Below are 13,558 nucleotides of genomic sequence, written 5' to 3'. Positions count from 1 at the left end.
CTTTCTTACGGACAGAAGTACCCCGATTACGGTTTTTGTTGTAAGTGTTTCGATATGATAATCAATAAAGTACCCCGATTACGGATAAAAGTACCCTAATTACGTGTTTTATGATACGGGACTTTCATTATCGGGGAAAATATATTTCCTTTGTATTGTAATAAGGATATATACGTTATTGAAAGAAAAGCATTTGAATTATGGATCATACTGCGGATATAATAAAGGCGGACACTATTGAACAATATAATCGGTTTTTCGGGTTCGAGACGCGCCATCCGTTGGTTGGCATCGTGCATTTCGACGGCTCCGTGCCGCAACCGACACATCGGATGACATTGGGGTTTTATGCGTTGTTTCTCAAAAAAACAACCGGGTGCATTATCAACTATGGAAAAACGGTCTATGATTTCGATGACGAAACTGTCGTAAGTTTTGCTCCGGGGCAGACGGTAGGCATTCACCGATTGGAAGACGGCCCCGCACCGGAAGCCGTCGGATTGTTGTTCCATCCTGATTTCCTGCACCGTACTTCGCTGGGGCAGAAGATGAAGCAATATTCCTTTTTCTCCTACGCTTCCAACGAGGCATTGCATCTTTCAACAGAGGAACGCATCATCCTGCAAGATTATATGGAGAAGATTGTACGCGAATTGCAGCATCCCATCGACAAGTTCTCCAAGTCGCTGATCGTTTCCAACATCGAAGTGTTGCTTAATTACTGTATGCGTTTCTACGAACGGCAGTTCATCACGCGCGAGGACATGAATCACGATGCGTTGGCACGTTTCGAGAGACTGTTAGATGATTACCTCTATTCAGGAACAGCAGCGAGTATAGGAATTCCCACCGTGAAATATTTTGCGGACAAAATTTGTCTTTCGCCTAACTATTTCGGGGATCTGGTAAAGCAGGAAACAGGAAAGACGGCGCAAGAGTATATCCAACTGAAGATGATTGCCATCGCTAAAGAGCGGATGCTCGATCCGGCAGGTACGATTAAGCAGATTGCCGAATCGCTGGGCTTCCAACATCCGCAGCATTTTCTACGTTTTTTCAAAAGGCAAGTAGGATGTACACCTAAAGAGTATCGGACACAAAATATAGGGATTTCGTAATAAAAGTATCCCTCCTTTGAGGAGATTCGCTTATATATCGCATCAATGAATGTAGGGTACAGTCTGCCAGGAAGGATAAAGGTATGCCATTTCATCCTTGTGCCTCGGTTGGCTTTATTGAACATGATGGATTTGCACGTGTCATAGATGAAAGAATCGTAACCGAGATGATTAGCTGTTATTCCAATGTTACCGATCAGGGATGTGCCTGTTGCTGGAAATTTGCATTAAGATAGTCATAGCCTTAGTTCTGTGCCAGCCGATAATCACCGGGGGCTATTCCTGTTATCTTCTTGAAGATACGGCTGAAATATTGCACATTGGGATAGCCCAACTTTCTTGCTACTGCACCGACTGTATTGCCTTGTTCCAATAGCATCGTTTTGGAGGCTTCCAATCGTTTGAACTGGAAGTACTCATGGATACTTTGTCCCGTCTCGAAGTATAATAAATCACTGAAATAGTGGGAGGACAGATGGAGTTTGCCGGCGCAGTATTCAGTCGAAGGTAGCACTCCCTGCTTCAACTTCCCGGATTGGATGTACTCATCCAGCAGTATGTTAGTCTGGCGGACGATGGACTTATTGGCCTCACAGCGTGTAATGAACTGACGTTCGTAGAAACGGGTGCAATAATCAAGCAAGAGCTCGATATGTCTTGAAATCAGTGTTTTGCTATGGCAGTCTATGGCGTGTTCCAGTTCATCCCCGATATTGTGCAGACAGTCTATGATTTTACTTTTCTCACGCAAGGACAAGTGCAGAGCTTCATCCGGTTTGTAGAAGAAGAATGTATACTCATCAATATGTCCACCCAGTGAAGTGCAGCAGAGCAAGTCCGGATGAAATGCAAGCAGCCAACCTTTCCGACGGAGCAATTCACTATGGTCTATTTGGATGGACTCGCCCGGGGTTAGGAACAAGAGCGATGCATTGGAGTAATCGTAATACTTGCGGCCATACAGGAAGTCTTCCACATCCCCTTCGAGCATGATGACAGTGTAGAAATCGAACTTAATGGTACATTGTTCCAGATTGGCTTGCGACAAGTCAATGACACTGACAAGAGGATGAAGTGTTCTGTAGCCCAGACAGCAATTACACTCATGTACTGTCTCTATGTTCAATAGGTTCTCTTTCATATCATACATTCATCTTCTTGTACTCATTGGGCGAACAACCCACCGTCTTCTTAAACAGACGCGAGAAATGCTGTGCATACTGGAATCCCAGTCCATAGGCTATTTCGGAAACAGTCTGGTTGGTATTTACAATCCGGTCCTTGGCAAGGCTGATAAGCTTGGATAATATATACTGCTGTGCTGTCTGTCCGGTTTCCTTTTTAATGAGGTCACCGAAGTAGTTGGGAGATAGAAAGACCTTGTCCGCAAAGTATTTGACGGTGGGATAACCTTTGTCCTCTGCATTCTCACCTTGAAAATAATCGTCCAGCAGGTTCTCGAACTGCACAAGAATGTCTTTGTTTACCTTACTGCGGGTATTGAACTGCCGTTCGTAGAAGCGCATACAATAATCAAGTAACAGCTCAATGTTCTTGGCTATCAATGTTTTGCTGTGCTTGTCTATGGCATGGCTCAGTTCTATGCGGACTTTATCGAGGCAGTCGATGATGATTTGTCTTTCCTCTTCGGAGACGTGGAGCGCCTCATTCACTTCATAAGAAAAGAAAGAGTACTGCTTGATGTGCTCTCCCAGCGATGTGCCCCGTATCAGATCGGGATGGAAAACAATACCTATTGAAGAGGGACGGGCGTCTTCCTTCAACTCAATCCCTATTACTTGCCCGGGGGCGAAACTGACAATTGTCCCTTCCTGATAATCGTATAGCTTCTTCCCATATTTCAGGTCACCACACCGTGTATGCTTCAGGAAAAGCGAATAAACGCCCATATTCATACGGACATGGTTGGGAAAGGTCGTTGCTTTGGTCAAGTCTACTACTCCAACCAGTGGGTGCATGGTTTCCAGTCCGTACAGCTTATTGTACTGGTCTATTGTGTCAATCTTTACTATTTCATCCATACTTATTGTGTGTTTAAATGATTTTGTTACAGCCTATATTATGCTTTTCAAACTGTAGCAAAGATAATGATAAAAGGTATACAATGCTAATGATTCTCATGTAAGTAATATATCTATACGCTTTAGAAGGCGGTCATGAGATACGTATGTAACAGGTCATGAGATACGTATGTCATGGGTAGTGACATACTGTATGTCATGGGTGGTGAGATACGTATGTCATGGCTGGTGACATAGGTATGTTACTACCGGCTATCTGCTGACCCCTTCTACAGATATCTACAGACGGGGATGGCACTTTTGAATTGACATCTTCAAGTATAAGAAACATGTTTTTATAGCATGCGAAAACTTTATACATTTATAGATGTAAACGTTATTTCAGTTTGTTGTATTCTTCATCCGTTACCTGCTCCAGCCATTCCGCACTTGCCCCTTCGGCAGGTACCCCGATGGCAATATGCTGAAACCAACTGTTGGCTGCGGCACCGTGCCAATGTTTCACTTCGGTAGGAATGTCCACTACATCACCGGGATGCAGTTCTTGTGCCTGTTTACCCCATTCCTGATACCAGCCTCTACCGCCTATACAGATAAGAATCTGCCCGCCACGGTGATGGATGTGCCAGTTATTACGGCAACGCGGTTCAAAGGTGACATTAGATACGGGCAGCCTGCCTTCACCATTTGCCAGTTCAGCCAGATAACTGTTTCCGATGAAATATTTGGCGTATGCCGCATTTGGTTCACCTTTCGGAAATATGCAGTTTTCTATGGGGGCGCCTTCTGCGAATGTCTCGCCATAAACTTCTGCGATAGCTTTCTTTGCGCGATAAGCTTCGGTCTCGCCTACTTTTTGCAGAAGTACGCCGGGAATAGAATGTATTTCCGCATCCGTCAGTCCCATGTTCTTTGCTCCACGCACGTGTGCTTTCAGTTGAGGCTCCACATCTTTGATGCCGGATAGGGCACTGACTGTTACCAGTTCACGTTCAGGGAACGTCAGGTTATTGCGTGCGAAGATATCGCCGAAGAGATGTGCTTTCAGGTAATAGTCGGTGGCAGGGGCGAAGGTATAGTCGAAAGCGCCGCCGCTGAGTCGAGTCTGCACGGCCGTACCTTCTTTCAAGGCATCGAAATCTTCGGGCAGGGCATCGGCGTCTTTACCTTCTTCGTCTATGATGCCTTTTGCCTTGCGTTCGGCCAGTACTTGCTGAAGTACCCCTAAACTATTGAGGCTACGGGGAAAGCCGGTATAAGCATAGAGTTGCGAGAGCATTTCTTTAATTTCATTGATTGTCAGACCTTCATCCAAGCCTGTATGGATGGCTGTGGAGAGATTCTCTAAATCACCTTTTGCCTCCAGGCATGTGATGGCAACGATGTGCTGTTGCCGTTGATTTAATACATTTTCCATATTCTGTTGTGCGTTAATGGGATGACAGGCGGCTACGGTTAATAATGCTGCTGCCATCAGTTTATTTATTGTTCTCATACAAATTGTTTTAAGTGCCGAGATACCTTAGTTACTGCGACAAAGATACGCCCGATTCGGTGAATGGCTTGTGTACGAATTACGGATTATTCTACCATTATTACTGTTTGGAGGTATCTGTCTCGCCAATAGTTTATCGAGAAAGAAATAAGTAGTATATCTGTAATTCGGGTACTATTATCCGTAATCCATCTACAAAGTATCTTCTTGTAACGACGTACTTTTGCAACATGAAGATTAACCAATTAAATAATATATAATTATGAGCAAGAAAGTACTTATACTATCATCCAGTCCGCGACGTGGAGGAAACTCCGATACACTTTGCGATGAATTTATGCGTGGAGCAGTTGAAACCGGAAATGAAGTGGAGAAGGTTTTTCTAAAGGACAAAACTGTCAACTATTGTACGGGATGCAGTGTATGCAGTCAATACAAGAAACCCTGTCCTCAAAAGGACGATGCTGCAGAAATTATCAGCAAGATGCTGGCTGCCGATGTCATTGTCCTCGGAACACCTGTTTATTTCTATGCGATGAGTGCACAACTGAAAACAATGCTCGACCGTTGTTGTGGTCCCTATGCGGAAATGGCAAACAAAGAATTCTATTTCCTTGCTGCTGCTGCCGAAGGAGAAGAGGGACGTCTCCTTTTGGAGCACGTCTTCGATAATCTGATGGGCTTCATTGATTGTCTGGAGAATCCGGTAGTCCGAGGAAAGGTACTTGCAACCGGAGTGTGGCACGCAGGTGAGATAAAAGGTAATCCTGCCTTGCAGGAAGCATACGAGATGGGAAAGCAAATATGATAGAAATCTCCCGCAAGTCTTTCCGTTAATCAAATAAAAACATAAAATTATGGATACAGTAAAATTGAGTAATGGCATCGAAATGCCGATATTGGGTTATGGTGTTTATCAGGTAACACCTGAAGAGTGTGAACGTTGCGTAGCAGATGCCTTGAGTGTGGGTTACCGTTCTATTGATACCGCACAGGCTTATTATAATGAGGAAGGTGTAGGCCGTGCCGTGAAGAAAAGTGGCATTGCCCGTGAGGATATTTTCATCACCACCAAAGTATGGATTTCCAATGCCGGTTATGAACGGGCAAAAGCATCCATCGATGAATCCTTGCGCAAACTGCAAAGCGACTATGTGGATTTACTGCTGATTCACCAGCCCTTCAACGACTACTACGGCACTTATCATGCCATGGAGGAAGCCTACAAGGCTGGCAAGGCACGTGCCATTGGTGTGAGCAATTTCTATCCCGACCGTTTTGTGGATTTGGCGGAGTGCTGTGAGATCAAACCGATGGTGAACCAAGTGGAAACACACGTATTCAACCAACAGGTAGAACCGCAGAAAATTATGGAACGTTACGGCACGCACATTATGTCGTGGGGACCGTTTGCCGAGGGACGAAATGATTTCTTTACGAATGCTACTCTGAAAACAATCGGTGAAAAATATGGCAAGTCGGTAGCGCAGACTGCATTACGTTTCCTTATCCAACGAGGCGTGATTGTTATTCCGAAGTCCACTCGCAAAGAACGAATGATTGAGAACTTCAATGTATTCGACTTTGCTTTGACGGATGAAGATATGCAGGGAATAGCCGGACTTGATCAGGGAAAAAGTCTGTTCTTCTCGCATTATGATCCGGAAATGGTGAAATGGTTGATTGGATTGTGAAACATCTGAAAACAAAGTACATGATGAATATTATAAAGACAATTATTGCAACCGCACTGTCAGCTATAGCCACTACAGCCGTTGCACAAGTAAGTAAAACAACAGAAGAGAATATGGAAAAGTTGGAATTGACACAGGAGTGGGACAAGACATTCCCGCAAAGCGACAAAGTGTCGCATAGTAAAGTAACCTTCCGCAACCGTTATGGCATCACGCTTGCCGCAGATATGTATGTTCCCAAGGATGCCGGAGGGAAACTTGCAGCCATTGCAGTGAGCGGTCCGTTCGGTGCCGTGAAAGAACAGTCGTCAGGACTTTATGCACAAACGCTTGCCGAACGCGGCTTCCTGACCATCGCTTTCGACCCCTCGTTTACCGGCGAGAGCGGAGGGCAGCCTCGCAACATAGCCTCGCCTGACCTCAACACGGAAGACTTCAGTGCCGCTGTGGACTATCTTGCGACACGCAATGATGTGGATGCAGAACGTATCGGTATACTTGGCATTTGCGGATGGGGCGGCTTTGCCATCAATGCTGCTGCCAATGATACACGCATAAAAGCTACCATAGCATCTACGATGTATGACATCAGCCGATGCACCGCCAATGGTTATTATGATAAGGTGACAGCCGATGAACGATACAAGATGCGTCAGCAGCTGAATGCCCAGCGCACCATTGATGTCAAGAACGGCACTTATCAGCGCAATGTCATGAACCCCCTGCCTGCCGATGATGCCCCGCAATTTATGAAAGACTATTACGATTATTACAAGACAAAGCGTGGTTATCACCCCCGTTCCATCAACTCAGGTCAGGGCTGGAACATGACATCAACTTTGGCATTCCTTAACGCTCCCATCCTTGCTTACAGTGATGAGATACGCAGCGCTGTAATGATCATCCATGGTGAGAAAGCACATTCGCGTTATATGGGTGAAGATGCTTTCAAAAAGCTGAAAGGTGACAACAAGCATTTGCTTATCATCCCCGGTGCAGTCCATACCGACCTTTATGACAAGACAGACATCATTCCTTTTGACAAGATTGAACAGTTTTATAAGGAATATCTAAAGTAGAATTATTGGTTTGTCTTTTTTGTTTCGTTTATCACCTCTTCGCAAATCGGCATATCCATACCTTTATACACTACTACAATCTTGTGCAGTTGGGTACTGCCGATTGCTTTTTTTACTGTCTCCGTATCCGCATAGCGGTTAGCTTGGGCAATGGCTTCTTGCCGAAGCTCTTCCACACGACTTTCGGGGTCTTTGTACTTGGCATACTTCAGTTCCACGATGTAACTGTGCTTCATGTCGGAGTAAATCTCCAGCATTGGGCAGAGGAAGATATCAACATAGCCCGCCTGCGTGTCCTGTTCGGAGACGGGGCGATAGAAGCGGTTTTGCGCTGTCATAGCAAGAGTGAAGCCGTGGACGAAGTACTCACCCTTCTGCTTGTCGCGCTGCGAGGCATAGCGTTTCAGGCAGTCGGCGATGTAGCCGAAGTAAGTTTGCCAGTCGCCATCATAGGCTAAGGCGCTGGCAAGTTCGTTCTTCTCGTAACTGCTGAAACTGAGTTCGGCATCATTGTAAGTGTTCAGCAGATAAGTGTAGAGTTGTTCCTGTACTACTATATTGGGGATAGTGAGTTTGGTTTTTCCTTTATACATTCCGCTGATGGTGAGCATGCCAAAGTAGTAGAGCAGACTGACGAAGTTGTCGGGATTGGTGATGCTCACGGCAGGGAAGCCTGTTTTCAGTTCTCCGGTGATGAAGCCTTGACTCACGAGGGTCTGGATGATGGAGGCGTCGTGGGCAAACTCCTTGTCCTTGCGGATGAGCATGCGCAACTTTTCATAGTCGATGCGGATATTGCTTTCCACCATTTCTTTCGGTGCCCGACCGCTTTGGATGTAGTTCTTCACGAAATAGAGCACCATGTTGGAGTTGTACATTGTGGTGCCGCCGTAGCATTCCTCGGCAAAGCAATAGTTGTCGTACCAGGGCTTCATCATCTCTATCAACTCGTCCACGGTATGGTGGAAGGGGCTGTTCGTCGAATAATAGGTCAGCATTTCACGTACTTCTTCCTCGGTGAAGCCTACCATCTCGTTGAATTCCGGTGAGAGTGAATAGTTGGTTCCGATATTGAATCCGCTGGTGAGGTCGTCCATCGTCACGGGACTTACTCCGGTGATGAAGCAACGCTTGATGCTGGAGTAGGTGCCGGCCTTCACTTTATTGAAGAAGTTGCGCAGGTAGCCTTCGCCATGCGTCTCGCCGGTGTAGCGGTTCAGGCTTTCGGGACTGGAGAGGATGGTGTTGGTAAAGTGGTCGTACTCGTCGATGAAGAGGTACATCTTTTGTTCGGCGCGGGCACACGCTTGGTAGAGGTACTCAAACTGGGCTACGGCTCCGCTCCTGGTGTGTAGTTCTTCCCAGGTTTCCGGGGGCAGGAGGTCGGCATATCTCTTGCAAAAGTCCTCGAACATGGTACCACAATGTGCATCCAGTCCCTTGCGATAATCGTTCAGTTCGCCGCTGATGCCGGAGAAGTTGAGATAGAGTACCAGATAGCTGTTTCGCTCCGGTGTGGGATGTTGGCCGATGTAAAGGCTGCTGAAGAGGGCATCGAACTTGTCGCGGGCGTACAAGTCATAATAGTGTTGCAGCATACTCACCGTCAGGCTCTTGCCAAAGCGACGGGGACGGATAAAGAAAAAGAACTTGTCCGCTTCTTCTATTAGGGAGATAAACCGGGTTTTGTCCACATAATAACAGTTCTCGAGGCGGATGTCCTCGAAGTTCATCATCCCGTAGGGGATTCTTCTCCGTTTCGGTGCTATGTACTCTTCCATCACTAATGCTTTTTAGGAGTTTACTTTGAATGCAAACAAAGGTACGCCCTTTCTGTTATTTCTCCAAGCAATGATTCTTTCTTTTTTGTTCCGCGCTTCATTCCTACTATTTGAGATATTCAATGCTTCTTTGCAATTGTATCAGAAACAGTAATATGGGTACAAATAACCGTAATTTATCTATAGCCGATAATCACAAGGTTTGGTACTTTTGAAGAAAGAAATAGCAATACATATAGATTTAAAAAGAGTAGTATGAAAGAAGTAATGATTTTAACAGGTGCCGGTCAGATTGGCATGGCCATTGCCCGCCGGATGGGATATGGAAAGAAAATCGTGATTGGCGACAAGCAGCTGAAAAATGCTGAAGCCATCGCAAAAGTTATGAATGAGGCAGGCTTTGATGCAACTCCTATAGAAATGGACCTTTCGTCCAGGGAGTCTATTAGAAGCATGATTGCCGAAGCACAGAGCTACGGTGAAATCTCGATGCTGATAAATGCCGCAGGCGTTTCTCCCAGTCAAGCGTCGGTAGAAACCATTTTGAAAGTAGATTTGTACGGTACAGCCGTATTGCTGGAAGAAGTGGGTAAAGTAATAAAGGAAGGTGGTGCAGGAGTCACTATCTCCAGTCAGTCCGGGCATCGCATGCCGGCTTTAGCTCCGAAGGTAGATGAACTACTGGCCCTCACTCCGACAGAAGAACTTCTGAAACTCGAAGCCTTGCAGCCGGGAAAAATGAAAGACACACTGCACGCCTATCAGATGGCGAAACGCTGCAATGTGAAACGCATAATGGCAGAAGCAGTGAAGTGGGGGCAAAGAGGGGCGCGGCTCAATTCCATTTCTCCGGGAATCATCGTAACTCCGCTGGCGTTGGATGAATTCAACGGACCGAGAGGAGACTTTTATAAGAATATGTTTGCTCAGTGCCCTGCTCACCGTCCGGGAACAGCAGATGAAGTAGCCAATGTGGCGGAACTGTTAATGAGTGACAAAGGTGCATTCATTACAGGTGCCGACTTCCTGATAGATGGTGGTGCTACAGCCTCTTACTTTTACGGCCCACTAAAACCTGGAAAATAATATGAAAAAGAAGTTACTCACATTAACATTCGTGCTCTCATGCTTCTTGCCCGTTTGGGCACAGAACGCCTCGAATCTTAATACAGAAAAGAATATGAACAGATTATTGGATGATACGAAAGATAACATCGTCCGCCTTTCCAAAATAACGGTAGACCCTGCGCAACTGGATGCATACAATGCCTTTCTGAAGGAGGAAATCGAAGCTTCGATGCGCCTGGAATCCGGTGTGTTTATGCTGTACGCTATATCAGAGAAAGCACATCCGAACAAAGTGACGATTCTTGAAATCTATGCCAACCGGGAGGCATACGAAAGCCATATCCGGACTCCTCATTTCCAGAAGTACAAGCAAGGGACGTTGAAGATGGTGCGGGAGTTAGAACTGGTGGACAGCAATCCGCTTATTCCCGGATTAATAAAAGGAAGTTGGTAATTGTTTATGAAAAAGATTACGGCAGCGGATAATCGTATACTGAGATAGGGTCATCTGTACTGCAGTCGTATGTAACCTGTGAAGACTACGGTGCATTTACCTACCTGCTCCCTACCTAATAATAAGGAGTAGGTAAGGAGTAGGTAGGGAGTAGGTAGGGAGTAGGTAAGGAGAAGCTATGAAAAAGGATTTTTGCATTGAAATGCATTTTTCCTGGGAAAAAGCTGTGCTCGCATTGTTTTTTCATTAAATTTGCAACAATTAGAGGGGCCTATCTGTTTAATTTATAAATATTTATCTGTTATGCTAAGTTGCAAGACCCAATCATTCTCTTTTAGATATATTCGGATGTTTATGATATTTTTATTTATCAGTGTCCCTGAAAAGACTGTTTATCTTGATTTATCACCTGGCTTCATCCCCCCGAATATCACTTCTATTCTTATTTTTCTGGGCATCTCATGTGTTTTTTTATTGCTTTTCTCCATGTACAGACGTATGAAGAGATTGAGGGAGAAAGAACGGGAAGAACAATTGCAGCTATTGGAGAATCTTTTTGATTATCTTCCTATTGCAGCAAAAGTAAAGGACGTAAATAACGATATGCGTTATACCATTTGGAATAAGAAGGCTGAAGAACTCTTTGAATGCTCCGGTAAGGAAGCTATCGGGAAAACTGATTTTGAGGTGATGCCTAATGCGGCGAAGCTGATAAGGGGAGAGGACGAGGAGCTGGTTAGAACCGGTATTTCTCAATCGGGCATAAGGCGTTTCTTCACGAATAAGAACGAAGAACGGTTCACCTTCCAGAACAATAACCTTATGACCTTCTCCGATGGCCGCAAGTGGATTGTCTATACTGCTTGGGATATTACCGACCTGAAAATTATGGAGCGTAACTTGCGCCTGGCCAAGGAGGAGGCTGAAGAATCTAACCGGATAAAATCTGCTTTTCTGGCTAATATGAGCCATGAAATTCGTACCCCGCTCAATGCCATAGTCGGCTTTTCAAGTATATTGGCTACTGACCTTACCGAAGAGGAAAAGACGGAATATCTTAATATCATAGAGCAAAATAATGAGCTGCTACTACAACTCATTAATGATATATTGGATTTGTCTAAAATAGAAGCCGGTACACTGGAATATGTTTATGCCAATATAGATATCAATAAGATGCTGTCCGAGATAGAACAAACTACCCGGCTCCGGCTGACCAACCAGAATATTGTTTTGCGTACTGTCATGCCGATGTCCGAGTGCCTGCTATATACCGACCAAAGAAGAATTACGCAGGTTATAAGTAACTTTATCAGCAATGCCCTGAAGTTTACTACTGAGGGCAGTATTACTGTGGGGTACGATATGCCGGAAAATGGTTATGTGCGTTTTTACGTTGCAGATACGGGTACGGGCATACCGCCTGAGAATATAAAGAAAATTTTCAATCGTTTTGTGAAGCTCGATTCCTTTAAACAGGGAACCGGTTTGGGGCTGGCCATTTCGCAGAATATAATAAAGGAGCTCAAAGGTGAGATTGGAGTAGAGTCGGAGTTAGGTAAAGGATCCATCTTTTGGTTTACTTTGCCTTATCAGAAGATGGATGCACATCTTGCTATCATTGCATAATAAGGTTACTGAATAATAAAGCACCTTATACCTAATTGACCGGCATAAAGTGCTTTGAATTAATCTCTGTGTTCTAATCTAAAATCGGAACATCAATCGTCTGGCTCTCTTCGTTCCAGTTATCAATGGTGAAATCACCGGAGGATTCTTCGGAGAAGATATCTCCCAAAGTCAGGGTTAGGGTCAGCTTGGAGTTTGCTTCCATAGGCGCATTCAATGCCTGCTTGAAACTCTTTTTGGTCCCATTCTTCAGAATGATGGTCATCTGGAATTCCGGTTTGCCGAAGGAGGGGAAGAGCATGACGGTTGCGTTGCTCATCTGTGTGCCGTCTACAGAGCGTATCAGAGGGAAGGCAACCGTAACCGAACCGCCTTGGGGAGAACCGGTGTAGAAGTTCAGCTCTTGGGCAATGTTGGTGACGCGTACTATCGTGCTGTCGATGCTGGAACTGAGAATACCGTTATCCTTATTCTTGATAATTACCTTTATACCGGCAACTACACGTTTTAGGGCTGCTTGCAGGTTCTCGGTTCCGATTTTGGCAGGCTGTGCGGCATATACCAGATCGAATACCGGATAGTAGGTCGTATCGGACGGCATTTTAAGCATGCTGAAGTGTTGTTTGGACATGTCTCCACCGATGACATATACCGGCTCCATTACAGTGGGATGGGCATACGTCGGTTCTTCGTATTTGGGAGTGCCCCAATAAATCATGTTATAGTTACCTGCCGGTAGCGACAGTTCCCGGTTGATGGCATCGTTATAGAAAGTTCCGTCTTTTACGTGGTAGTAACCGTAAAGAGGGGTGAGTTTGCGGTTTACGTAATTACCGAAGTAAATCGAAGTGCCCGCCTTGCAGGGAGTGATGGTCAATATACCGGTCAGCGGGCTTTGGCCACTTGCGGTGGCTATGTCCATCTGAAGTTTCGGAGATATCAGGTTATCATCTTCCACCACTTTGGGGGGATTGTCGTCAGCGCAACTTGCCATGAAGGCGGCAAGTGCTGCAAATACTACTAATTTCTTCATTTTGTTTAAGCTTTAGGTTATTTTCTTTGGAGAACAGTTTTAAGATAAAATGGTTCTTGGCGGTGAGTAGAATACATCTGATTACCCCTTTTCAGGGTATGCCATAGAGGGTATAAAAACAAATTATACCTTTTTTAGTAACATTTTAGAGGTCGGAATTAACCA

General features: G+C 45.1%; 12 protein-coding genes and 1 pseudogene. 8 read left to right on the top strand and 5 right to left on the bottom strand.

Annotated elements, in window-relative coordinates; all coding sequences use genetic code 11:
- Nucleotides 1–200 precede the first annotated feature (200 nt).
- Entirely contained in the window at nucleotides 201–1,118 is a 918-nt protein-coding gene (locus AAE250_RS14605) for a helix-turn-helix domain-containing protein (protein ID WP_294601679.1), read from the top strand.
- Nucleotides 1,119–1,150: 32 nt separating this feature from the next.
- Nucleotides 1,151–1,354 carry a DUF6125 family protein gene (locus AAE250_RS14600; RefSeq protein WP_294601698.1) on the top strand — a complete coding sequence of 68 codons (204 nt, stop codon included), beginning with the start codon at nucleotides 1,151–1,153 and terminating at the stop codon, nucleotides 1,352–1,354.
- An 8-nt stretch (nucleotides 1,355–1,362) separates the two neighbouring features.
- Here AAE250_RS14600 and AAE250_RS14595 read toward each other — a convergent pair whose 3' ends face one another.
- From AAE250_RS14595 to AAE250_RS14585, 3 genes are all read right to left on the bottom strand, one after another.
- Nucleotides 1,363–2,259 (bottom strand): helix-turn-helix domain-containing protein, encoded by an 897-nt coding sequence (locus AAE250_RS14595; RefSeq protein ID WP_294601678.1) that lies wholly within the window; start codon nucleotides 2,257–2,259, stop codon nucleotides 1,363–1,365.
- A gap of 1 nt (nucleotide 2,260) precedes the next feature.
- Complete coding sequence (locus AAE250_RS14590; protein ID WP_294601676.1) at nucleotides 2,261–3,160, bottom strand: helix-turn-helix domain-containing protein; 900 nt, start codon at nucleotides 3,158–3,160, stop codon at nucleotides 2,261–2,263.
- A 376-nt stretch (nucleotides 3,161–3,536) separates the two neighbouring features.
- On the bottom strand, nucleotides 3,537–4,655 hold the full coding sequence (locus tag AAE250_RS14585; RefSeq protein WP_294601674.1) for a carboxymuconolactone decarboxylase family protein: 1,119 nt from the start codon (nucleotides 4,653–4,655) through the stop codon (nucleotides 3,537–3,539).
- A 262-nt stretch (nucleotides 4,656–4,917) separates the two neighbouring features.
- Between AAE250_RS14585 and AAE250_RS14580 the strand changes: the two genes are divergently transcribed.
- The 3 genes from AAE250_RS14580 to AAE250_RS14570 all read left to right on the top strand — a co-directional run bounded on the left by AAE250_RS14580 (nucleotide 4,918) and on the right by AAE250_RS14570 (nucleotide 7,428).
- The gene (locus AAE250_RS14580) at nucleotides 4,918–5,463 is read left to right on the top strand and encodes a flavodoxin family protein (RefSeq protein ID WP_294601672.1); all 546 of its coding nucleotides are present in this window, start codon (nucleotides 4,918–4,920) and stop codon (nucleotides 5,461–5,463) included.
- A gap of 49 nt (nucleotides 5,464–5,512) precedes the next feature.
- Entirely contained in the window at nucleotides 5,513–6,349 is an 837-nt protein-coding gene (locus AAE250_RS14575; RefSeq protein ID WP_294601670.1) for an aldo/keto reductase, read from the top strand.
- Nucleotides 6,350–6,462: 113 nt separating this feature from the next.
- Nucleotides 6,463–7,428 (top strand): alpha/beta hydrolase, encoded by a 966-nt coding sequence (locus AAE250_RS14570; protein WP_294601696.1) that lies wholly within the window; start codon nucleotides 6,463–6,465, stop codon nucleotides 7,426–7,428.
- A 2-nt stretch (nucleotides 7,429–7,430) separates the two neighbouring features.
- Here AAE250_RS14570 and AAE250_RS14565 read toward each other — a convergent pair whose 3' ends face one another.
- Nucleotides 7,431–9,209: an AAA family ATPase gene (locus AAE250_RS14565; protein WP_294601668.1), complete on the bottom strand. Its 1,779-nt coding sequence runs from the start codon at nucleotides 9,207–9,209 to the stop codon at nucleotides 7,431–7,433.
- A 255-nt stretch (nucleotides 9,210–9,464) separates the two neighbouring features.
- Between AAE250_RS14565 and AAE250_RS14560 the strand changes: the two genes are divergently transcribed.
- The 3 genes and pseudogenes from AAE250_RS14560 (at nucleotide 9,465) to AAE250_RS14550 (ending at nucleotide 12,360) form a co-directional block, all read left to right on the top strand.
- Complete coding sequence (locus tag AAE250_RS14560; protein ID WP_294601666.1) at nucleotides 9,465–10,295, top strand: SDR family oxidoreductase; 831 nt, start codon at nucleotides 9,465–9,467, stop codon at nucleotides 10,293–10,295.
- Between the two features lie 118 nt (nucleotides 10,296–10,413).
- Nucleotides 10,414–10,731, top strand: a pseudogene (locus AAE250_RS14555) (putative quinol monooxygenase); the annotation flags it as partial.
- 498 nt (nucleotides 10,732–11,229) lie between these two features.
- Nucleotides 11,230–12,360 (top strand): PAS domain-containing sensor histidine kinase, encoded by a 1,131-nt coding sequence (locus tag AAE250_RS14550; protein ID WP_294601662.1) that lies wholly within the window; start codon nucleotides 11,230–11,232, stop codon nucleotides 12,358–12,360.
- Between the two features lie 73 nt (nucleotides 12,361–12,433).
- Here the strand turns inward: AAE250_RS14550 and AAE250_RS14545 are convergent, their stop codons facing one another.
- Entirely contained in the window at nucleotides 12,434–13,393 is a 960-nt protein-coding gene (locus tag AAE250_RS14545) for a FimB/Mfa2 family fimbrial subunit (protein ID WP_294601660.1), read from the bottom strand.
- Nucleotides 13,394–13,558 lie beyond the last annotated feature (165 nt).

This window comes from Bacteroides sp. GD17, assembly GCF_038448625.1.
In the GTDB taxonomy this organism is placed as follows: Bacteria; Bacteroidota; Bacteroidia; order Bacteroidales; family Bacteroidaceae; genus Bacteroides.
Note: the sequence above shows the minus strand (reverse complement) of the source record. Positions and strands in the feature narration are given on the sequence as shown.